The sequence below is a fragment of the Curtobacterium sp. VKM Ac-2861 genome (genome assembly GCF_013204965.1).
Classification (GTDB): Bacteria; Actinomycetota; Actinomycetes; order Actinomycetales; family Microbacteriaceae; genus Curtobacterium.
The window spans coordinates 1-21,000 of sequence record NZ_JABMLA010000009.1 but is presented as its reverse complement, the minus strand read 5'-3'; the positions used below and the strand labels follow the sequence as shown (position 1 = coordinate 21,000).

General features: G+C 71.2%; 19 protein-coding genes. 16 read left to right on the top strand and 3 right to left on the bottom strand.

Going from position 1 to position 21,000, the window contains the following annotated elements; all coding sequences use genetic code 11:
- Positions 1–40: 40 nt before the first annotated feature.
- Positions 41–496 (bottom strand): MaoC/PaaZ C-terminal domain-containing protein, encoded by a 456-nt coding sequence (locus HQQ88_RS18325; protein ID WP_132099016.1) that lies wholly within the window; start codon positions 494–496, stop codon positions 41–43.
- A gap of 49 nt (positions 497–545) precedes the next feature.
- On the bottom strand, positions 546–2,006 hold the full coding sequence (locus HQQ88_RS18320) for a CHAD domain-containing protein (RefSeq protein ID WP_173170827.1): 1,461 nt from the start codon (positions 2,004–2,006) through the stop codon (positions 546–548).
- 141 nt (positions 2,007–2,147) lie between these two features.
- Here HQQ88_RS18320 and HQQ88_RS18315 point away from each other — a divergent pair, with 141 nt between their 5' ends.
- Complete coding sequence (locus HQQ88_RS18315) at positions 2,148–3,470, top strand: phosphotransferase (RefSeq protein ID WP_173170825.1); 1,323 nt, start codon at positions 2,148–2,150, stop codon at positions 3,468–3,470.
- A gap of 102 nt (positions 3,471–3,572) precedes the next feature.
- On the opposite strand, the gene HQQ88_RS18310 is transcribed toward HQQ88_RS18315, so the two are convergent.
- Entirely contained in the window at positions 3,573–3,929 is a 357-nt protein-coding gene (locus HQQ88_RS18310; protein ID WP_173170823.1) for a DUF1844 domain-containing protein, read from the bottom strand.
- Positions 3,930–4,217: 288 nt separating this feature from the next.
- On the opposite strand from HQQ88_RS18310, the gene infC reads away from it, so the two are divergent.
- From infC to tyrS, 15 genes are all read left to right on the top strand, one after another.
- Complete coding sequence (gene infC, locus HQQ88_RS18305) at positions 4,218–4,913, top strand: translation initiation factor IF-3 (protein WP_123293372.1); 696 nt, start codon at positions 4,218–4,220, stop codon at positions 4,911–4,913.
- 60 nt (positions 4,914–4,973) lie between these two features.
- Complete coding sequence (gene rpmI / locus HQQ88_RS18300; protein ID WP_111086286.1) at positions 4,974–5,168, top strand: 50S ribosomal protein L35; 195 nt, start codon at positions 4,974–4,976, stop codon at positions 5,166–5,168.
- Positions 5,169–5,195: 27 nt separating this feature from the next.
- The gene (rplT, locus tag HQQ88_RS18295) at positions 5,196–5,579 is read left to right on the top strand and encodes a 50S ribosomal protein L20 (RefSeq protein ID WP_111086285.1); all 384 of its coding nucleotides are present in this window, start codon (positions 5,196–5,198) and stop codon (positions 5,577–5,579) included.
- 65 nt (positions 5,580–5,644) lie between these two features.
- Entirely contained in the window at positions 5,645–6,508 is an 864-nt protein-coding gene (locus HQQ88_RS18290) for an RNA methyltransferase (protein WP_173170816.1), read from the top strand.
- A gap of 92 nt (positions 6,509–6,600) precedes the next feature.
- Positions 6,601–7,641 (top strand): phenylalanine--tRNA ligase subunit alpha, encoded by a 1,041-nt coding sequence (gene pheS / locus HQQ88_RS18285; RefSeq protein WP_111086283.1) that lies wholly within the window; start codon positions 6,601–6,603, stop codon positions 7,639–7,641.
- Positions 7,641–10,133: a phenylalanine--tRNA ligase subunit beta gene (pheT, locus tag HQQ88_RS18280; RefSeq protein ID WP_173170814.1), complete on the top strand. Its 2,493-nt coding sequence runs from the start codon at positions 7,641–7,643 to the stop codon at positions 10,131–10,133. Before pheS ends, pheT begins: the two co-directional genes overlap by 1 nt.
- A gap of 78 nt (positions 10,134–10,211) precedes the next feature.
- Complete coding sequence (locus tag HQQ88_RS18275) at positions 10,212–11,309, top strand: N-acetyl-gamma-glutamyl-phosphate reductase (protein WP_173170812.1); 1,098 nt, start codon at positions 10,212–10,214, stop codon at positions 11,307–11,309.
- Positions 11,306–12,514, top strand: a complete 1,209-nt coding sequence (gene argJ / locus HQQ88_RS18270; protein WP_248703941.1) for a bifunctional glutamate N-acetyltransferase/amino-acid acetyltransferase ArgJ — start codon at positions 11,306–11,308, stop codon at positions 12,512–12,514. The genes HQQ88_RS18275 and argJ overlap by 4 nt, the downstream gene beginning before the upstream one ends.
- Entirely contained in the window at positions 12,514–13,566 is a 1,053-nt protein-coding gene (gene argB / locus HQQ88_RS18265) for an acetylglutamate kinase (protein ID WP_173170810.1), read from the top strand. The genes argJ and argB overlap by 1 nt, the downstream gene beginning before the upstream one ends.
- Positions 13,563–14,801 (top strand): acetylornithine transaminase, encoded by a 1,239-nt coding sequence (locus HQQ88_RS18260; protein WP_173170808.1) that lies wholly within the window; start codon positions 13,563–13,565, stop codon positions 14,799–14,801. The genes argB and HQQ88_RS18260 overlap by 4 nt, the downstream gene beginning before the upstream one ends.
- On the top strand, positions 14,798–15,760 hold the full coding sequence (gene argF, locus HQQ88_RS18255) for an ornithine carbamoyltransferase (protein WP_123293378.1): 963 nt from the start codon (positions 14,798–14,800) through the stop codon (positions 15,758–15,760). Before HQQ88_RS18260 ends, argF begins: the two co-directional genes overlap by 4 nt.
- A gap of 9 nt (positions 15,761–15,769) precedes the next feature.
- The gene (locus HQQ88_RS18250) at positions 15,770–16,966 is read left to right on the top strand and encodes an argininosuccinate synthase (protein WP_173170806.1); all 1,197 of its coding nucleotides are present in this window, start codon (positions 15,770–15,772) and stop codon (positions 16,964–16,966) included.
- A 42-nt stretch (positions 16,967–17,008) separates the two neighbouring features.
- Positions 17,009–18,445, top strand: a complete 1,437-nt coding sequence (gene argH / locus HQQ88_RS18245) for an argininosuccinate lyase (protein WP_173170804.1) — start codon at positions 17,009–17,011, stop codon at positions 18,443–18,445.
- Entirely contained in the window at positions 18,442–19,137 is a 696-nt protein-coding gene (locus HQQ88_RS18240) for a DNA-3-methyladenine glycosylase (RefSeq protein WP_173170802.1), read from the top strand. The genes argH and HQQ88_RS18240 overlap by 4 nt, the downstream gene beginning before the upstream one ends.
- 127 nt (positions 19,138–19,264) lie before the next feature.
- Complete coding sequence (gene tyrS / locus HQQ88_RS18235) at positions 19,265–20,578, top strand: tyrosine--tRNA ligase (RefSeq protein WP_173170800.1); 1,314 nt, start codon at positions 19,265–19,267, stop codon at positions 20,576–20,578.
- Positions 20,579–21,000: the final 422 nt, after the last annotated feature.

Below are 21,000 nucleotides of genomic sequence, written 5' to 3'. Positions count from 1 at the left end.
GATTGCCATCCGGAGAACCCGGCGGGTGCTCGGGGCGACGTCAGGCGATCGCGGCGTCGCGCGTCAGGACCATCACGTCCATGCGTCCCTGCTGCACGACGTCGCCGCGCTGGTTCCGCAGTGAGACCGTCCGCTCGACGATGCCGGTCGTGCCGGAGCTCGTCAGGCGCGTCGACAGGATCTCGACCTCGCAGGTCACGGTGTCCCCGATGAACACCGGCGCGGTGAACCGCCACTGGTCGATCCCGAGCAAGGCCACGGCCGACCCCTCGAACACCCCGGTCCGTGCGATCAGCCCCAGGCAGAGCGAGGTGCCGAGCAAGCCGTGCACGATCCGCTGCCCGTACCGGGTCTTGCCGGCGAACTCGACGTCGGTGTGCACCTGGTTGTTGTCGTTCGTCCACGAGGCGAAGGACACGACGTCCGCCTCGGTGATCGTGCGACCCGGGGTCGTGAAGGTCTGTCCGGCGGCGAGGTCCTCGAGGTAGTGGGGCACGTCCGCGATTCTCGCAGAGGAGCGCGACGAGCCTCACGCCCGGCCGCGCTCACAGTCGGGCGAGCACCTTCCGCGAACGTCGCAGCCCCCGCTCGAGCACGGCGTGCTCGGCCGTCGCCAGCGCCCCGTACCCGAAGGTGTCGGCGCCGTCCCGGGCCGCGGGCCCGGAGAGCCGCCGGTAGGCATCTGCCGCGTGTGCCGCGTCGAGGGCGTCACCGAGCGTCTCCTGCACCCGCCGCAGCCGGCTGAGCCGCCGCTTCCCGAGGTCGGCGGCGTCACCGGCCGCTTCCAGCGCGTACCGCAGGCGCCGTGCCGCCTTCCGGATCTCGTGCAGGACGTCGAGACCCGCCGCGCCACCGTCGACCAGTCGTCGGACCCGAGCGCGCTCGCGGTCGATGCGCTTCGCGACGAAGGCGGCGGCGGCGTCGTCGGCGTGCGGTCCGGCCGGGGCGCGGAGCAGCAGTTGATCGAGCGCGTCGAGGGTACGGAACCAGTCGTCCGAGCGCAGCGCCTGGCGGAGTTCCGCTGCGGCCGCGCTGCGGAGAGCCGCCGCCTGCTCGCCGATCCGGTCCAGCGTGGGGGCGTCGACGAAGCCCTCGGGGGCCCGAGCCGCCGACCGGAACAGCCCGCCGTGCAGGACCTCGGCATCGCGGGCGACCCCGGCGACCCGTCCGGCTTCGGCGAGGGCGGCCCGCAGTGCCTCGGTTGCCTCGCGGTCGAGGGCTCCGCGGTACGCCGCGAGCACGCTCCGCAGCCGACGGACCACCTTCCGGAAGTCGTGCACCGACTCGTGGTCGTCGGCGCGGACTCGGGGGTCGACCGCGACGAGGTCGGCGCGGAGTGACTCGAGGACCCGCAGCACGAACGCCGCAGCGGTGCCCGAACGTGGTCGCTTCGCCCGGTTGCCGCGCCGCTCCGGGGCGAGCACGGGGGCGGGCGGGACCACGACCGCCGAGGTCGACGGCGGCTCGGTGGCCGCGTCGTCCAGTGCTCGCTCCGCGGCCCGTGCCGTGGTGCCGTCCCGCCCGTCGTCCGACAGCGCCCACCACCGTGCGGACCGCAGCACGGAGGTGTCCGGGTCGCCTTCGTCCACCCGGACGTCGGCGATCTCGGCTCGGACCCGACCGTCCTTCCCGCGCAGGGTCACGAGCGTCGTCGTGGTGTCCCGGAGGCGGACCGTCGCCACCGCCCGCCCGCGCAGGAACACCTCGACCCCGTCACGCGGGGGCTGCTCGCCGTCCGGTCGATCGAGGTCCGCGCCCACCGGTACCGGGCCGTCGCCGTGGTCGAGGCTCCAGGACCCGTCCTGGGCGCGGGTGAGCGTCACCCCTTCGGCCGCGAGCACGCGCTCGTCGGAGTCCCACACGGTCTCGCGGAGCGACACGGGCTCGTGCCGTTCGACGGCGGATGCGAGAGGCTCGAGTGCCGGCAACCGGCGGTCGTCGGGGATCCGCCAGCTCCGGCGGGGATCGGTGCGGGCGGTGTCGGGGGCGGGGTGCTGGCTCGGCATGTCCGCAAGTGTCGTCCGCCAGCACCCGTGCGGTCCGAGCGCAGGCGCGTTCTGTGGACGGGCGGCCCAGAACCGCGAGCTGTGCAGGGATGAGTGACGGACTCGGCACCTCGCCAGCACTCGGCGCGTACGGTCCGCTGCATGAGCGACGGAGCCCGCCACCCCAGCGACACCGCACCCGACACCCGCGACACCGCACCCACGAGCGCCACCGCACCCCCGAGCGACCACGACCTCGAGTCCTGGATCGCCGACCGCCGGTGGTACGCCTCGAAGGGGTCCGTGCCGCGCCTCCGCACCCTCTCCACCGCCGACGGCACCCGGCTCGTCCTCGACGAAGCCCCCGCAGCACCAGCGGCTCCGGTCCTCTACCAGTCACCCGTGACCAGCGGCCCCGACGGCACCATCGCCGACGCCACCGCCGACCACGCGTGGATCACGGCGCTCGCCGCACGCATCGACGCGGACCCGCAGAGCCTCCGCCCCATCGGCACCGTCACGGCCGCCCGCGTCCTGACCGGCGAGCAGTCCAACACCTCGGTGATCTGCGACACCGAGTCCGGTGCCCGCGTCATCATCAAGGTGTTCCGCGTCCTGCACCACGGCGACAACCCCGACGTCACGACGCAGCTCGCGTTGTCCGCAGCCGGCAGTGCTCGCGTCCCCCAGGTCTACGGCGCACTGCGGGGCAGCTGGCCCGACGTCGGGCAGGGCAGCGGCACGGCGACCGGTCACCTCGCGTTCGCGCAGGAGTTCCTGCCGGGCCTCGAGGACGCCTGGCGCGTGGCCCTCGAGGAAGCGCGCGCCGGCACGCCCTTCGGCGATCGGGCCGAGCAGCTCGGGGCGGCGCTCGCCGAAGTCCACCGCACCCTCGCCGAGGCGCTGCCGTCCGAGCCTGCCGACGAGGCGCGACGACGGACCGCCGTCGCAAGGATGCACGAGCGGCTCGACACCGCCGCGCGTGAGGCCCCGGCCGTCGCCGAGCAGGCAGACGCGATCCGAGCGGTGTACGCGGCGGCGACGGCGACGCCCTGGCCGGACCTGCAGCGCATCCACGGCGACCTGCACCTCGGGCAGGTGCTCGCTGCCCCCGAGCCGCGCGGCTGGGTCTTCCTCGACTTCGAGGGAGAGCCCCTCCGCCCCCTGGCCGAACGCTCGTTGCCGGACGTCACGCTCCGTGACGTGGCCGGCATGCTCCGGTCGTTCGACTACGTCGCCGGAGCCCTGGCGCACGACGCGGAACCGGTCGACGCAGCGGGCTGGGCGGACGAGGCACGCGTGCGGTTCCTCGACGGGTACCAGCGGGGGACCGGCACCGACCTCGGCGCGCACCGGGAGCTCCTGGATGCGTTCGAGCTCGACAAGGCCGTCTACGAGGTCGTCTACGAGACCCGGAACCGACCCGACTGGGTCGGCATCCCGCTCACGGCCGTCACGCGCCTGGTCGGCCGCAGCGGGTCCTGACCGCGCACCCGAAGGCGGACGGGAGGCCCGTGGCGATCCCGCCACGGGCCTCCCGTCGAACGCCGTGACGGACAGTGCCCGTCGTGCGTCAGCCGCCAGCCGTCAGTTGACGGGGCCGGTGTACTTCTCGCCCGGTCCGGCGCCCGGTGCGTCCGGGATCGCCGACGCCTCGCGGAACGCGAGCTGCACCGAGCGCAGCCCGTCGCGCAGCGGACGGGCGTGGTGGTCGCCGATCTCGGTCGCCGCGGCGGTGACCAGTCCGGCCAGCGCGGTGATGAGCTTGCGCGCCTCGTCCAGGTCGGTCTGCTCCTGGGGGTCGTCGGCCAGGCCGACCTTCACGGCGGCGGCACTGAGCAGGTGCACGGCCACGGTGTTGATGAGTTCGACGGCCGGCACCTCCGAGATGTCCCTGGCGGCGTCGATGCCGCTGCCGTCGTCGTCGATCGGGGTGTCGGTCACGGTGCTCCTCTGCTAGACTCGCTCGCGGCAGATGCTGTCCGTGTGCCATCAGGTTCTCCTGAAGCGCTCGGACGGTGTCACGAAAGAGGAGTCTCTCCCACCCGCGGCCGCGTTCCACCAGGCTACCGGGTCACCACCGCTCCACGAGTGCACAGCAACTGGGTGCACACGTCGGTCGGGTCCACGGATCCGACGCAGGGCGGCTGCCGAACGGGTTCCGATCCGTGCGTCAGATCTCCTCTCTCGTGCTGTCGTCCAGGGCAAACGTCCCGGACGACCACCACCTGATTGAAGGAGCTCCGCATCACCGATCCCCGTACCAACGACCGAATCCGCGTTCCCGAAGTCCGACTCGTCGGCCCGCAGGGTGAGCAGGTCGGCGTTGTCCCGATCGCCATGGCACTGCGCCTCGCGCAGGAAGCCGAACTGGATCTGGTCGAGGTCGCGCCGAACTCGAAGCCGCCCGTGGCCAAGATCATGGACTACGGCAAGTTCAAGTACGAAGCCGCTCAGAAGGCCAAGGAAGCCCGTCGCAACCAGGTGAACACGGACCTGAAAGAGGTCCGTTTCCGCCTGAAGATCGACGTGCACGACTACGAGACGAAGCGCAAGCGCGCCGAGGGGTTCCTCCTCGGTGGCGACAAGGTGAAGGCGATGATCCTCTTCCGTGGCCGCGAGCAGTCGCGTCCGGAGCAGGGTGTCCGTCTCCTCCACAAGTTCGCGGAGGAGATCGCCGAGTTCGGCGTCGTCGAGTCCCGTCCCACCCAGGACGGCCGCAACATGACGATGATCATCGCCCCCCTGAAGAACAAGTCCGACGTCAAGGGCGAGCAGAACGCGAAGCGCGCTGCACAGAAGGCCGAGCGTCGTGCCACCGAGCACGCTGCGAAGGACCACTCGGACGCCGAGACGGAGACCGAGGCCCCGGCCGAGGCTCCCGCGCAGGACACGGCACCGGCCAAGAGCGACGCTCCCGCCGAGTAGGTCACCCAGACCGACCCCGCAACGACGCGGCTCCCATCCATCCCACGGAAAGGCACCACCATGCCCAAGCAGAAGACCCACTCCGGGTCGAAGAAGCGCTTCAAGATCACCGGTACCGGCAAGGTCATGAAGCAGCAGGCCGGTATGCGTCACAACCTCGAGGTCAAGAGCTCCAAGCGCAAGGCCCGCCTGAACGAGGACCAGGTCCTCTCCAAGGCAGACGCGAAGAACGTCAAGAAGCTCCTCGGCCACTGAGCCCCCGGATCGTAAAGGAATAGTGCAATGGCACGAGTAAAGAGAGCGGTCAACGCCGCCAAGAAGCGCCGCGTCATCCTCGAGCGCGCCGAGGGTTACCGCGGCCAGCGTTCGCGTCTGTACCGCAAGGCCAAGGAGCAGGTCACCCACTCCCTGGTCTACGCGTACCGCGACCGTCACGCGAAGAAGGGCGAGTTCCGTCGGCTGTGGATCCAGCGCATCAACGCTGCGTCCCGTGCGAACGGCCTGACCTACAACCGTCTGATCCAGGGTCTGGGTCTGGCCGGTGTCGAGGTCGACCGTCGCATCCTCGCCGACCTCGCGGTGAACAACCCCGAGACCTTCACCGCGCTCGTCGAGACCGCGAAGAAGGCCCTCCCGGCCGACACCTCGGCCCCGAAGGCTGCGTAGTCAGTTCTTCTGCTCGCGAAACCCCCGCCGCACGGCGGGGGTTTCGTCGTTCCTAGACTTGGGTCGTGAGCGAACTCCTCGAGAACCCCCGTGCCGGACGCGTGAAGGCCGTCGCGGCCCTGTCGAAGAAGGACGTCCGTGCCGAAACGGGCCTCTTCCTGCTGGAGGGGCCGCAGGCGGTGCGTGAAGCACTCGAGTACGCCCCGGAGCTCCTGCGCGAGCTCTACGTGACGCCGACTGCCGCAGCCCGCTACGGGCTCGACGACGCGCCGGTCGACACCTGGTTCGTGACGGAGCAGGTCCTCGACGCGATGGCCGACACCGTGACGCCGCAGGGCGTCGTCGCCGTCTGCCAGCAGTTCCCGACGTCGGTCAAGGACGTCTTCCCGGACCGTCGCGTCGGTGATGCTGGTGCTGCCGTCGACCTGGAGGCCCGTGGGGACTCCGACGAGCCGGCCGCGTTGCCGGGGCTGGTCGCCATCCTCGAAGAGGTGCGGGACCCGGGGAACGCCGGCACGATCATCCGTGCCGCCGACTCCGCCGGCGCCGACGCGGTGGTCCTCACCGGGCGGTCGGTGGACCCGTACAACCCGAAGGTCGTCCGGTCGACCACGGGCTCGCTGTTCCACGTGCCGGTGTCGGTCGGCGTGAGCCTGGCCGACACGATCGCGCGGGCGAAGGCACTCGGGTACACCGTGCTCGCGGCCGACGTCTCGGGCGACGACCTGCCGGTGGTCCGGGCCGAGGGCATGCTCGACGGTCCGACCGCGTGGGTGTTCGGCAACGAGGCCCGCGGGCTCACCACCGAGGACCTCGCGCTCGTCGACCGTGCGGTGAAGGTGCCGATCTACGGCCAGGCGGAGTCGATGAACCTGGCGACGGCGGCCTCGGTCTGCCTGTACGAGTCGGCGTTCGCACTCCGGAGCTGACCTCCCTCCACAGGTCGGTCGTCGGCATCGGCGATCCACAGTCCGACCGGTGCAGGCGGGTGGTATCCCGTCGGCCGGTAGGCTTGGGTCTTGTGTCAGAACCTCTCGAGATCAGCGAATCGGCCGTCGCCGACGCCGTGGACGCAGCACTCGCCGCCGTCCGCGCCACGACGACGGTCGCCGAACTGAAGCAGGCCAGGGCCGAGCACACCGGTGAGCAGTCGCCGCTGGCTCGGATGAACGCGTCGATGCGCAGCGTGCCGCCGGAGCAGAAGGCCGCGGCCGGCAAGCTCGTCGGTCAGGCCCGCGGGCGGCTGAACGCGGCGATCGCGGAGCAGGAGTCGGTCCTCGCCGTGGCCGAAGAGCGCGCGCGGCTCGAGGCCGAGCGCGTCGACGTCACCGCGTTGCCGACCCACCGCCCGACCGGCTCGCGCCACCCGCTCTCGCTGCTCAACGAAGCCGTCGCGGACATCTTCGTCGGCATGGGGTGGGAAGTGGCGGAGGGCCCCGAGCTCGAGCACGAGTGGTTCAACTTCGACGCCCTGAACTTCGACCAGGACCACCCGGCCCGGGCCATGGCGGACACGATCTTCGTCGAGCCCGTCGACCGGCACCTGGTCATGCGCACTCACACGTCGCCGGTGCAGGTACGGTCACTGCTGTCCCGCGACCTCCCGCTCTACGTCATCGCTCCGGGCCGCGTGTACCGTGCCGACGAGCTCGACGCCACGCACCTGCCGGTCTTCACCCAGGTCGAGGGCATCGCGATCGACAAGGGCCTGACGATGGCACACCTGCGCGGCACGCTCGAGCACTTCGCCCGCCAGGTCTTCGGCGCCGAGGCGCAGATCCGCCTGCGCCCGAACTACTTCCCGTTCACCGAGCCCAGCGCCGAGATGGACGTCTGGCAGCCGAACGCCAAGGGTGGCGCCCGGTGGGTCGAGTGGGGTGGCTGCGGCATGGTCAACCCGAACGTCCTGCGTGCCGCCGGCATCGACCCGGACGAGTACCAGGGCTTCGCCTTCGGCATGGGCATCGAGCGGACGCTGCAGTTCCGCAACGGCCTGAACGACATGCGTGACTTCCTCGAGGGCGACATCCGCTTCTCGCAGCAGTTCGGAACGGTGGTCTGATGCGCGTCCCACTCCGCTGGCTCGGCGAGTCCGTCGACCTCCCCGAGGACGTCACCCTCGAGCACGTCCACGCGGCGCTCGTGTCGGTCGGCTTCGAGGAAGAGGACGTCCACACCTTCGACCTGACCGGCCCCGTCGTGGTCGGCCGGGTGCTCGAGCGTGTCCCGGAACCGCAGAAGAACGGCAAGACGATCAACTGGTGCCAGGTGGACGTCGGCGAGCCCGAGCCCCGCGGCATCGTCTGCGGTGCGCACAACTTCGACGTGGGCGACCTCGTCGTCGTGACGCTGCCCGGCGCCGTGCTGCCCGGACCGTTCCCGATCGCGGCCCGCAAGACCTACGGCCACATCTCCGACGGCATGATCGCCTCGGCACGCGAGCTCGGTCTCGGCGACGAGCACGAGGGCATCCTCCGCTTCGCAGACCTCGACATGGAGCCCGACGTCGGCCAGGACGCCATCGCGCTCCTCGGCCTCGACGACGCGGCGGTCGAGATCAACGTCACGCCGGACCGTGGGTACGTGCTGAGCATGCGCGGTGTCGCGCGTGAGTACGCCCACGCCACCGGCGCGAGCTTCCACGACCCCGTCGACCGGGTCGAACCCCGCACGGCCGAGGGCTTCTCGGTCACGATCGACGACCAGGCCCCGATCCGCGGTCGCGTCGGCGCGAGCACCTTCGTCACCCGCGTCGTCCGTGGCATCGACCCCACCGCGAAGACACCGGCTTGGATGGTGTCGCGTCTCGCACTGGCAGGCGTCCGTTCGATCTCGCTGCCGGTCGACATCACGAACTACGTCATGTTCGAGCTCGGCCAGCCGCTGCACGGCTACGACCTGTCGACCGTCCGCGGTGGCCTGGGCGTCCGTCGTGCCGCTGTCGGCGAGACGCTCGAGACCCTCGACGGCGCCGTGCGGAAGCTCGACCTCGAGGACCTCGTCATCACCGACCACGACGGCCCCGTCGGGCTCGCCGGCGTGATGGGCGGTGCCCGGACCGAGATCTCGGCGAGCACGACCGACGTCCTGATCGAGGCAGCTGGCTTCGACCAGGTCTCGATCGCGCGGACCGCTCGCCGCCACAAGCTGCCGAGCGAGGCTTCCCGTCGGTTCGAGCGCGGCGTCGACCCGCTCGTGGCCGAGGCTGCCGCGAACCGTGCCGTCGACCTCCTCGTCGAGCTCGCCGGCGGCACGGCCGATGCCCTCGGTTCCACGCTCGTCGACACCGAGCCCCGTGCAACGGTCGCCATGCGGACCTCGCGTCCGGCCGAGCTCATCGGCGTGGACTACAGCGACGCCGAGGTCGTGGACACCCTCCGTGCGATCGGTGCGACGGTGCAGGTCGACGGTGCGCAGCTCGCCGTCATGCCGCCGACCTGGCGTCCGGACCTGACCGACGACACCACGTTGGTCGAAGAGGTCGCGCGGATCGTCGGGTACGACCGCATCCCGAGCGTGCTCCCCGTGGCCCCGCCCGGACGCGGACTCACCCCGCACCAGCAGGCGCGCCGTCGGGTCTCCGCGGCCCTCGCCGCCGCGGGTCTGGTCGAAGCGGTGACGGCGCCGTTCGTCTCCGGCGCGACGCAGGACGCCTACCCGGGGATCGACCCGGAGGGCGGCCCGAGCGTCGTCCTCGCCAACGCCCTCGACAGCGAGCAGAACCTGCTCCGCCGCAGTGGTGTGCCGGCCCTCGTCGACGCCGCCCGCCGGAACGTCTCGCGCGGCCTGCTCGACGTCGCGCTCTACGAGACCTCGCGGGTGTTCCTGCCGGTGACGGGCGTGACGCTCGGCACCGACGAGGTCCCGGCCGGTGCCGCGCTGCCCGACCGCGCGACGCTCCAGGCGCTCGACGCGTCCCTGCCCGCACAGCCGTTCCACGTGTCCGCCCTGCTCACCGGCAACCGCGTCGGCAAGCAGGCGGGCGTCGCGGCCGAGCCGCACGGCATCGCCGACGCGATCGACGCGGCTCGCCAGGTCGCGTGGGCCGTCGGCGTGGAACTGCGCGTCGTGCAGACCACCCACCCGTCCCTGCACCCGGGCCGCGCGGCGTCGCTGCTCGTGGGCGACACCGTCGTGGGCGTCGCCGGCGAACTCCTGCCGGAGCTGTCCGCCGCTGCGGTGCTGCCCCGCGTGGTGGCCGTGGTCGAGCTCGACCTCGACGCCATGGTGGCCGCGGCCCCCGACCTCGTCGCGGTCGCGCCGATCGTGTCGTACCCGGCAGCGACGCAGGACCTGTCCCTGGTCGTCGACGCCGAGGTGCCGGCCGGTGACGTGTTGGATGCGGTCCGCTCTGGTGCCGGAGACCTGTTGGAGTATGCTCGGCTCGTGGATGACTACCGGGGCTCCGGCGTGGACGAGGGACAGAAGTCCCTGACGTTCGCCCTGCGCTTCCGTGCCACGGACCGCACGCTGACCGCTGCCGAGGCCACCGAGGCCCGTGACGGCGCAGTCCGACGTGCCGGCGAGCGATTCGGGGCGACCCTGCGCGACTGACCCACGACGGGATCAGCACCGCCCGGGGTCGCCGCCTCCGACTCTCTCGACGACCAGTCCGACCAAAGGTGGAATCCCATGTCCGTATCCGTCGCCGTGGCGGGAGCCTCCGGCTACGCGGGTGGTGAGCTCCTGCGCGTGCTCTCCGCCCATCCCGAGTTCGACGTCAGGACGGTGACGGCGTTCTCGAACGCCGGACAGCCGTTGATCGCGACGCAGCCGCACCTCCGGTCGCTGTCGCACCTGACCCTCGAGAAGACGACGGCCGAGACGCTCCGCGGGCACGACGTCGTGTTCCTGGCGCTGCCGCACGGTCAGTCGGGGGCGATCACCGAGGAGCTCGGCGACGACGCCCTCGTGGTGGACTGCGGCGCGGACCACCGTCTGACGGATCCCGCAGCCTGGGAGCAGTTCTACGGCGGCGACTACCACGGCGCCTGGACCTACGGCCTGCCGGAGCTCCTGCTCGCCGCCCCGACCCCGGGATCGGCCGACGAGTGGCGTGAGGTCGAGGACATCGCGTCGCAGGGCAAGCAGCGTTCGGCCCTGGTCGGCACCAAGCGGATCGCGGTCCCCGGGTGCAACGTCACCGCGGTGACGCTCGGCATCCAGCCGGGCATCCAGGCCGGACTCGTCGAGTCGGACGACATCGTCGCTGTGCTGAGCGTCGGCCCGAGCGGTGCCGGCAAGAAGCTCGCCAACACCTACCTGGCGTCCGAGATCATGGGCTCCGCCAGCGCCTACGCGGTGGGCGGCACGCACCGGCACGTCCCGGAGATCCAGCAGAACCTGGTCGTCGCGGGCGCTGCCGACGTGACGATCTCGTTCACGCCCGTGCTCGTCCCGATGTCGCGGGGCATCCTCGCGACGACGACGGCCAAGCTCACCCCGGGTGTCAGCGCCCGCGACGTGCGGCTCGCCTGGGAGCAGGCCTACGTCGACGAGCCGTTCGTGCACCTGTTGCCCGAGGGCGAGTTCCCCCGGGTCGCGGACACCATCGGTGCGAACACCGCACTCGTCGGCATCGCGGTGGACGAGGCCGCAGGCCGCGTCGTCGCCGTGACGGCTCTCGACAACCTCGCGAAGGGCACGGCGGGTGCCGCCGTCCAGTCGACCAACATCGCCCTGGGTCTGCCGGAGACCCTGGGCCTCAGCGTGGACGGAGTCGCACCGTGACCGACCTCACCGACGTGAGCGAGCCCACCCAGGGCGAACCGGGCCTCCAGGGCGTCACCGCGGCAGCGGGTTTCCGCGCTGCCGGCGTGACCGCCGGCCTGAAGACCAGCGGCAAGCCGGACGTGGCCCTCGTCGTCAACGACGGCCCCGACGCGGCCGTGGCCGCGGTCTTCACCAGCAACCGCGCGCAGGCGCACCCGGTGATCTGGTCCCGCCAGGTCGTCGGTGACGGCGTCGCGCGCGCCGTCGTCCTGAACTCCGGCGGCGCCAACTGCTTCACGGGCCCCTTCGGCTTCCAGACCACGCACCTGACCGCCGAAGCCGTCGGTGACGCCCTCGGCATCGGAGCGGGCGACGTCGTCGTCTGCTCCACCGGCCTCATCGGGGTCGGCGACCAGACCTTCCGCGACGGCGTGCTCCGCGGGGTCGACCTCGCGAGCGCCGCACTCAGCGCCGACGGCGGCCCGGACGCGGCCACGGCCATCATGACGACCGACACCAAGGCGAAGCAGTCCGTGGTGACCGAGGACGGCTGGACCGTCGGCGGCATGGCGAAGGGTGCGGGCATGCTCGCACCCGGGCTCGCGACGATGCTCGTCGTGATCACCACCGACGCCGTGCAGACCCCGGACCAGCTCGACCAGGCGCTCCGCGCGGCCACCCGCATCACCTTCGACCGCGTCGACTCGGACGGCTGCATGTCGACGAACGACACCGTCGTGCTGCTGTCGTCGGGTGCGAGCGGGGTGACGCCCGAGGTCGGCGACTTCCAGGAAGCCTTGACCGCCGTCTGCGCCGACCTGGCCCGCCAGCTGCAGCAGGACGCCGAGGGCGCCAGCCACGACATCGCGATCGAGGTCGTGCACGCCGCGACCGAGGACGACGCCGTCACCGTCGGCCGGAGTGTCGCGCGCAACAACCTGTTCAAGGCGGCCGTCTTCGGCAACGACCCGAACTGGGGCCGGGTCCTCGCGGCCATCGGCACCACGGACGCCGACTTCGACCCGTACGCGGTCGACGTCAGCATGAACGGTGTCCGGGTCTGCCACGCCGGCGCCCCGGACCAGCCGAGCGACACCGTCGACCTGACGCCGCGGGACACCCACGTGCGCATCGACCTCGGCGTCGGGACGCACTCGGCGACGATCCTGACCAACGACCTCACGCACGACTACGTGCACGAGAACAGCGCGTACTCCAGCTGATGGCGAACGACACCGAAGGGGCCGGGACGCCCCTCACGAAGGAAGAAGAGCACGAGTTCGCCGCCGTCAAGGCCGCGACCCTGATCGAGTCCCTACCGTGGCTCAAGCGGTTCTCCGGCAAGGTCGTCGTCGTCAAGTTCGGCGGCAACGCGATGGTGAACGAGGACCTCAAGCGTGCGTTCGCCGAGGACATGGTCTACCTCCGCTACGCCGGGTTGCACCCCGTCGTCGTGCACGGCGGGGGTCCGCAGATCTCGGCCGCGCTCAAGGAACAGGGCATCGAGTCCGAGTTCCGTGGCGGCTACCGCGTCACCACGACCGAGGCGATCTCGGTCGTCCGCGACGTCCTGGCTGGCGAGGTCAACCGCGAGATCGTCGACCTGATGAACGAGCACGGCGAGGGCCTGGCCGTCGGCGTGTTCGGCGACGGCGGGTCGCTGTTCACCGGCGAGCAGAAGGGTGTGGTCGTCGACGGGCAGGAGTACGACCTCGGGCACGTCGGTGACATCACCCACGTCGACCCGTCAGGGGTGCTCGCCGCGATCGAGGCCGGCCGCATCCCGGTGGTCTCGAGCATCGCGATCGACGACGCCCACCCGGACCAGGCGCTCAACGTGAACGCCGACGCAGCCGCGGGTGCCCTGGCGATCGCGCTGCGTGCGTCGAAGCTCATCATGCTCACCGACGTCCCCGGCCTGTACCGCAACTGGCCGGACCGCGACTCGCTCGTCGACCTCATCGCGGTCGAGGAACTCCGCGCGCTCCTGCCGTCCCTCGAGTCGGGCATGATCCCGAAGATGACCGCGTGCCTCGACGCCGTGGTCGGCGGGGTCGGCGGGGCGACGATCATCGACGGCCGGATCCCGCACTCGATCCTGCTCGAGGTCTTCACCCTGCGCGGTGCGGGCACCGAGGTGATCCCGGACCCGAGCCGACGCACCGAGAACCAGATGACCCACGCCGAGATCGGCCGACGCGTGGCAGCACCGTCGACGACCACCAGCACCGGCCAACACGTGGCCAGCACGACCGAGAAGGGGCAGCAGCCGTGAGCAGCGAGACGCAGACCGAGACCTGGAACGACCGGTTCGGGGCGTCGCTCATGCGATCCCTGACCCCGCCGAAGATCATGCTCGAGCGCGGACAGGGCTGCCGTGTCTGGGACGTCGAGGGCAACGAGTACCTCGACTTCCTGGCGGGCATCGCCGTGAACTCGCTCGGCCACGCGCACCCCGTGCTGGTCGAGGCGATCGCCGACCAGGCCGCGAAGCTCGTGCACGTGTCGAACTACTTCGCGACGCCGCCCCAGCTCGAGCTGGCGGAGCGTCTCAAGCGCATCACCGGTGCGGGCGAAGCCGGGCGGGTGTACTTCGGCAACTCCGGGGCCGAGGCGAACGAGGCGGCGTTCAAGCTCGCGCGCCTGAACAAGGGCGCCGACGGGCAGAAGACCCGCATCCTCGCGCTGAAGCAGGGCTTCCACGGCCGGACGATGGGGGCGCTCGCGCTCACCGGCAAGCCCGCGCTGCAGCAGGACTTCCTGCCGATGATCCCGGGCGTCGAGCACATCGACTCCACCGTCGCTGCGCTCGAGGCGTCCATCGACGACACGGTCGCGGCGATCGTCATCGAGCCGATCAAGGGCGAGGCCGGTGTCGTCGACCTGCCCGAGGGGTTCCTGCTCGCGGCGCGCCGGCTGACCGAGGAGCACGGTGCGCTGCTGATCCTCGACGAGATCCAGACCGGCGTCGGCCGGACCGGCAACTGGTTCACCTACCAGGGCCACGGCTTCACCCCCGACGCCGTGACGGTGGCCAAGGGCATCGCCGGCGGCTTCCCGATCGGTGCGCTCGTGACCTTCGGGTGGGCGTCCGACCTGTTCTCGGCCGGCCAGCACGGTTCGACCTTCGGCGGCAACCCGCTCGGCACCCGCGTGGCGAACGCGGTGCTCGAGGAGATCGAACGCGCGGACCTCGTCGCTGCCGCCGTGGTCAAGGGCGAGCGGATCCGGACCGGCATCGCCGGCATCGGCTCACCGCTCGTCGAAGAGGTCCGCGGCACCGGTCTGCTCATCGGCGTCGGGCTCACCGGCCCGATCGCTGCCGCGGTCAACGCCGCCGCCCTCGAGCGTGGCCTCATCATCAACGCTCCGAACGAGTCGAGCCTGCGCCTCGCGCCGCCGCTCATCGTGTCCGACGCCGAGATCGACGAGTTCGTGTCGATCCTCGCCCAGAGCCTCGCGGCCGTCGCTGCCGAGCAGGGCGCCGCTACCCAGGAGACCTCCGCATGACCCGCCACTTCCTCCGGGACGACGACCTCAGCCAGGCCGAGCAGTCCGCGATCCTCGACATCGCCGACCAGATGAAGGCCGACCGTTGGGGTGCGAAGCCCCTCGCCGGCCCGCAGAGCGTCGCGGTCATCTTCGACAAGTCGTCGACCCGCACCCGGGTGTCGTTCCACGTCGGCATCTCCGACCTGGGCGGCAGCCCGCTCATCATCTCGACGGCGAACAGCCAGCTCGGTGGCAAGGAGACCCCGTCGGACACCGCCCGCGTGCTCGAGCGCATGGTGTCGGCGATCGTCTGGCGCACCTACGGTCAGGCCGGTCTCGAGGAGATGGCCGCTGGCACGACCGTCCCCGTCGTCAACGCACTGTCCGACGACTTCCACCCCTGCCAGCTGCTCGCCGACCTGCTCACCATCCGCGAGCACCGCGGCACGCTGGCGGGCCAGACCGTGGCGTTCATCGGCGACGGCGCGAGCAACATGGCGCAGTCGTACCTGCTCGCCGGCGCGACCGCGGGCATGCACGTCCGCGTCGCGGCTCCCGCCGAGTTCTCGCCGTCCCCGCAGGTCGTCACCGACGCCGAGCACCGTTCGGCCGAGACCGGCGGTTCCGTCCTGGTCGTCACCGACCCGGTGGCAGCGGTCGCCGGTGCCGACGTCGTGGTCACCGACACCTGGGTGTCGATGGGCAAGGAGTCCGAGAAGCAGTCGCGCCTCGACACCTTCTCCGGGTACCGCGTGGACGACGCCCTGATGGCGCACGCTGCCGACGACGCGGTGTTCATGCACTGCCTGCCCGCCGACCGTGGCTACGAGGTGACCGCCGACGTCATCGACGGGCCGCGCAGCATCATCTGGGACGAGGCGGAGAACCGTCTGCACGCCCAGAAGGCGCTGCTGGCCTGGCTCCTCGCCGCGAACGTCGCGACGACGGCAACGGCGAACGCCGTGGCGACCGCGTAGGCGCACCGCATGGCTGACCGCGTCGTCCTCGCCTACTCCGGCGGCCTCGACACCTCCGTCGGGATCGGCTGGCTGCGTGACGCCACCGGCAAAGAGGTGGTCGCACTCGCGGTCGACGTCGGCCAGGGCGGCGAGGACCTCGACGCGATCCGACAGCGCGCGCTCGACTGCGGGGCCGTCGAGTCGATCGTGGTCGACGCCAAGGACGAGTACGCCGACGAGTACATCGTGCCGGCCCTCAAGGCCAACGCGCTGTACCAGAAGCGCTACCCGCTGGTGTCGGCGCTGAGCCGCCCGCTCATCGCGAAGCACCTCGCGCTGACGGCGAAGCAGCTCGGTGCCGACAGTGTCGCGCACGGCTGCACCGGCAAGGGCAACGACCAGGTCCGGTTCGAAGCCGCCGTCGCGGCGATCGCCCCGGACCTGCGGAGCGTGGCACCGGTGCGTGACCTCGCCCTGACCCGGGACAAGGCGATCGCGTACGCCGAGCAGCACGCCCTGCCGATCCAGCAGTCGCAGCGGTCGCCGTACTCGATCGACCAGAACGTGTGGGGCCGGGCCGTCGAGACCGGCTTCCTCGAAGACCCGTGGAACGCCCCGACCGAGGACCTCTACGCGTACACGCAGGACCCCGCCGTCCCGCGCGAGCCGGACGAGGTGACCATCACGTTCGAGCGCGGCGTCCCGGTGGCGCTCGACGGGCAGCGCTTCAGCGTGCTGCGGATCGTGCAGGAGCTGAACGCCGTGGCCGGCAAGCACGGCGTCGGTCGGATCGACGTCGTCGAGGACCGCCTCGTCGGCATCAAGTCGCGTGAGGTGTACGAGGCCCCGGCGGCGATCGCGCTCATCACGGCGCACGAGGAGCTCGAGCGCCTCACCCTCGAGCGGGACGTCAACCGCTACAAGCGTGGTGTCGAGTCGGAGTGGGCCGACCTGGTCTACGACGGCCTGTGGTTCGGCGGGCTGAAGCGCAGCCTCGACGCCTTCGTCGACCACACCCAGCAGCACGTCTCCGGCGACGTCCGCCTCCAGCTGCACGGCGGTCGCGCGACGGTGACCGGCCGTCGCTCGGAGCAGAGCCTCTACGACTTCGACCTCGCCACGTACGACACCGGCGACACGTTCGACCAGTCCCTCTCGAAGGGCTTCATCGAACTCTGGTCGCTCCCCAGCAAGATCTCCGCCCGCCGCGACGCGGCGAACTGACACCCGCCGCCACCCGGCCCGACGACAACGACGCAGGACGACATGACCGACGAGAAGACCGACGCCACCAACACCGGAGCCCTCTGGGGCGCCCGCTTCGCCGACGGCCCGAGTGCGGCCCTGGCAGCGCTGTCGAAGTCGACGCACTTCGACTGGCAGCTCGCCCCGTACGACATCGCCGGCTCCCGGGCGCACGCCCGGGCCCTGCACACGGCCGGGTACCTGACGGTGGACGAGCTCGAGCGCATGCTCGCCGGACTCGACCGGCTCGAGGCCGCGCACGCCGACGGCACGCTGCAGCCCGACGAGTCCGACGAGGACGTCCACGGCGCTCTGGAACGCCTGCTCATCGCCGACCTCGGTCCCGAGCTCGGCGGCAAGCTCCGCGCCGGCCGCAGCCGCAACGACCAGATCGCGACGCTCGGCCGCATGCACATGCTCGATCACGGGCGGCGCATCGGCCGACTCGTGATCGACCTCGTCGACGCGATCACCCAGCAGGCCAACGAGCACCCGTCGGCGATCATGCCGGGTCGCACGCACCTGCAGCACGCGCAGCCCGTCCTCCTCGCGCACCACCTGCTGGCGCACGCGTGGCCGTTGGTCCGCGACCTCGAGCGCCTCCGCGACTGGGCGGGCCGCGCGAGCGTGAGCCCGTACGGCGCCGGTGCCCTCGCCGGCAGTTCGCTCGGTCTCGACCCCGCGGCGATCGCCGCGGAGCTCGGGTTCGACCGCCCGGCCGACAACTCGATCGACGCCACGGCCGCCCGCGACGTCGTCGCCGAGTTCGCGTTCGTCCTCGCGCAGATCGGCATCGACGTCTCGCGTCTGTCGGAAGAGGTCATCCTCTGGAACACGAAGGAGTTCGGCTTCGTCCGGCTCCACGACGCCTTCTCGACCGGCTCGAGCATCATGCCGCAGAAGAAGAACCCGGACATCGCCGAGCTCGCGCGCGGCAAGTCCGGTCGTCTGATCGGCAACCTGACGGGTTTGCTCGCGACCCTGAAGGGACTGCCGCTCGCCTACAACCGCGACCTGCAGGAGGACAAGGAGCCCGTCTTCGACTCGGTCGCCACGCTCGAGGTCCTGCTGCCGGCCTTCACCGGCATGATCGCGACGCTCACGTTCGACACCGACCGGATGGCCGAGCTCGCGCCGCAGGGCTTCTCGCTCGCGACCGACGTGGCCGAGTGGCTGGTCCGCCAGGGTGTCCCGTTCCGCGATGCGCACGAGGTGTCCGGTGCGCTGGTCCGGTACTGCGAACAGCGGGGCATCGAGCTCGACGACCCGACCGACGACGAGTACCGGTCGGTCTCCGAGCACCTGACCCCCGGGGTCCGTGCCGTGCTCACGATCGAGGGCAGTGTCGCGTCCCGCTCGGGTGTCGGCGGGACCGCTCCGGACCGTGTGGCCGAGCAGCTGGCGTCCGTCACGCGTCGTGTCCACGACCTGGCCGAGGGCGCACCCTTCACGCGATGACCGAGGGGCTGCTCGCGATGCTCGCTGAGCCAGCGCCGCGCATCGCCCCGGCGCTGCTCGGCGCGACGATCGCGGGCCGTGGCGTGACCCTGCGAATCACCGAGGTCGAGGCCTACTTCGGCCCCACCGACCCCGGCTCGCACGGGCACCGCGGTCCGACCGAGCGCAACCGCCACCTGTTCGGGTCGCCGGGCACCCTGTACGCGTACCGCTCGTACGGCATCCACACCTGCGTCAACGTCGTGAGTGCACCGGCCGGCACCTCCTCCGGTTCCCTGCTCCGCGGTGCGCAGGTGATCGAGGGCTTCGACACCGCACGCGGACGACGTGGCCCGTCGGTTGCCGACGTCGCGTTGGCGCGTGGCCCCGGCAACCTCGGTGGCGCCCTCGGCGCGGTGCTCGGACAGGACGACGGCACCTCGCTGCTCGACGGGTCCGGTCCGTTCGTGCTCACGTTGGCACCCGGCCTGGAGGCGCGGCTCGCCTCCGCCCCGCCGGCCCGGGTCATCGAGGAACTCCTGACCGAGACCACACCCGGCCCCGTCGGGACGGGTCCGGTCCCGCGCATCTCGCGCGGACCGCGCACCGGCGTCGGCGGCATCGCCGGCGGTGCGCAGTACCCCTGGCGCTTCTGGTTGACGGGCGACCCGACGGTCTCGACGTACCGACGGCACAAGGGTGCCCTCGACTGATCCCCACCGGCACGGCCGGCCCGCCGCTGGCGCGTCGCGCCGGAACCGTCGGCGTGGGCCCAGACGCACCACGGGCCTCCCGGTCGACGGCGCGCTGTCGGTGGTGCGCCGCCGCTACGATGGCGGGGTGTCCAGTGATACCGCTCAAGACGTCCTGACGCGCCAGCAGAACGACCCCACCTTCGCCTCGGTGTGGGACGAACTGCGCTGGCGCGGTCTGGTGCAGGTCTCGACCGACGAGACCGCCCTCCAAGAGGCCCTCGACGGTGATCCGATCACGTACTACTGCGGCTTCGACCCCACGGCACCGTCGCTGCACTGCGGCAACCTGCTGCAGCTCCTGACCATGCGTCGGTTGCAGCTCGCCGGGCACAAGCCGCTGGCGCTCGTCGGGGGATCGACGGGGCTCATCGGCGACCCGCGTCCGACGGCGGAGCGCACGCTGAACACCCGCGAGACCGTCGCCGAGTGGGTGGCGCGTCTGCAGGGGCAGGTGTCGCGGTTCCTCAGTCCGGATGGTGACAACGGCGTCCGGCTGGTGAACAACCTCGACTGGACGTCACCGATGTCCGCCATCGACTTCCTGCGCGACGTCGGCAAGTACTTCCGGGTGAACTCGATGCTCAAGAAGGACGCCGTCGCCGCGCGGCTGAACTCCGACGCTGGGATCAGCTACACCGAGTTCAGCTACCAGATCTTGCAGGGCCTCGACTACCGCGAGCTCTTCCGGCAGTACGGCTGCACGCTGCAGACGGGTGGTTCGGACCAGTGGGGCAACCTGACCTCGGGGACGGAGCTCATCCGTCGTGCCGAGGGCGCGACGGTGCACGCGCTCGGGACGCCCTTGATCACGAACTCGGACGGCACGAAGTTCGGCAAGAGCGAGGGCAATGCCATCTGGCTCGACGCCGAGATGACGTCGCCGTACGCGCTGTACCAGTTCTGGCTCAACACGGCGGATGCCGACGTGATCGCCCGGTTGCGGGAGTTCACGTTCCTGTCCCGTGCCGAGATCGAGCGACTCGAGCAGGCGGTCTCCGACGAACCGTTCCGGCGCGAAGCGCAGCGGACCCTCGCGTTCGAGGTCACCTCGCTCGTGCACGGGGTCGACGCCACCCAGGCCGCGATCGACGCCGCGGCCGCGCTGTTCGGCAACGGGGACCTCGGTGCGCTCGATCCGGACACCCTGCGGTCGGCGATCGCGGAGCTGCCAGGGTCGGTCACCATCGAGGCCGGAGCCGACGTGGCCCGGGCACTCGTCGAGACCGAGCTCGTGAAGTCCCTCGGCGAAGCCCGGCGGGCGATCGACCAGGGCGGCGTGTACGTGAACAACGTCCGAGCTGAGGACGCCACCGCACCGCTGTCGGACCTCGCCCTGCCCGGGGGAGTCCTCGTGCTCCGCCGCGGCAAGAAGACCCTCGCCGGCGTGACGCTGGCCTGATCGCCCCGGCACCCGGGCGACGCGTGTTGCACAACGCGACACGCCCGGGATCGGGCCTGGCTTGGCACACTCGCCCAGGCCTGCGTAAAGTTCCTACTCGTCACCCCAAAGGTGCGGCGGAGCGGCTGGAGCGAAAGCCCAGAGCACGTCGGCCCTCAAGCGGGACCATCCTCCACTGAAGATCAGATCTGGCCTTGTGCTCGGTCGCTTCGACGCCTAGGATGACAAGCCCACCGGTTCTCTCCCCTCGGGGATGAGCCACAGGACCTCCGGGTCCGACGACACACCGGTGGCAAGCCAAGTACACAAGCCTCGTGGCTGGAGCTCGAACCTGAGCCGAAGAGCGAGTGCGTCTGGTCCTTGAGAACTCAACAGCGTGCACATTGTCAATGCCAATTTATTGATTGACCTCGTGCCTGGGC

Coding starts and splice junctions, on each gene's coding strand:
- argH (WP_173170804.1), top strand. CDS start 17,009: ATGACCGACGAGAAGACCGACGCCACCAACACCGGAGCCCTCTGGGGC.
- rplT (WP_111086285.1), top strand. CDS start 5,196: ATGGCACGAGTAAAGAGAGCGGTCAACGCCGCCAAGAAGCGCCGCGTC.
- rpmI (WP_111086286.1), top strand. CDS start 4,974: ATGCCCAAGCAGAAGACCCACTCCGGGTCGAAGAAGCGCTTCAAGATC.
- argF (WP_123293378.1), top strand. CDS start 14,798: ATGACCCGCCACTTCCTCCGGGACGACGACCTCAGCCAGGCCGAGCAG.
- HQQ88_RS18240 (WP_173170802.1), top strand. CDS start 18,442: ATGACCGAGGGGCTGCTCGCGATGCTCGCTGAGCCAGCGCCGCGCATC.
- argB (WP_173170810.1), top strand. CDS start 12,514: ATGGCGAACGACACCGAAGGGGCCGGGACGCCCCTCACGAAGGAAGAA.
- pheT (WP_173170814.1), top strand. CDS start 7,641: ATGCGCGTCCCACTCCGCTGGCTCGGCGAGTCCGTCGACCTCCCCGAG.
- HQQ88_RS18275 (WP_173170812.1), top strand. CDS start 10,212: ATGTCCGTATCCGTCGCCGTGGCGGGAGCCTCCGGCTACGCGGGTGGT.
- HQQ88_RS18250 (WP_173170806.1), top strand. CDS start 15,770: ATGGCTGACCGCGTCGTCCTCGCCTACTCCGGCGGCCTCGACACCTCC.
- HQQ88_RS18320 (WP_173170827.1), bottom strand. CDS start 2,006: ATGCCGAGCCAGCACCCCGCCCCCGACACCGCCCGCACCGATCCCCGC.
- HQQ88_RS18315 (WP_173170825.1), top strand. CDS start 2,148: ATGAGCGACGGAGCCCGCCACCCCAGCGACACCGCACCCGACACCCGC.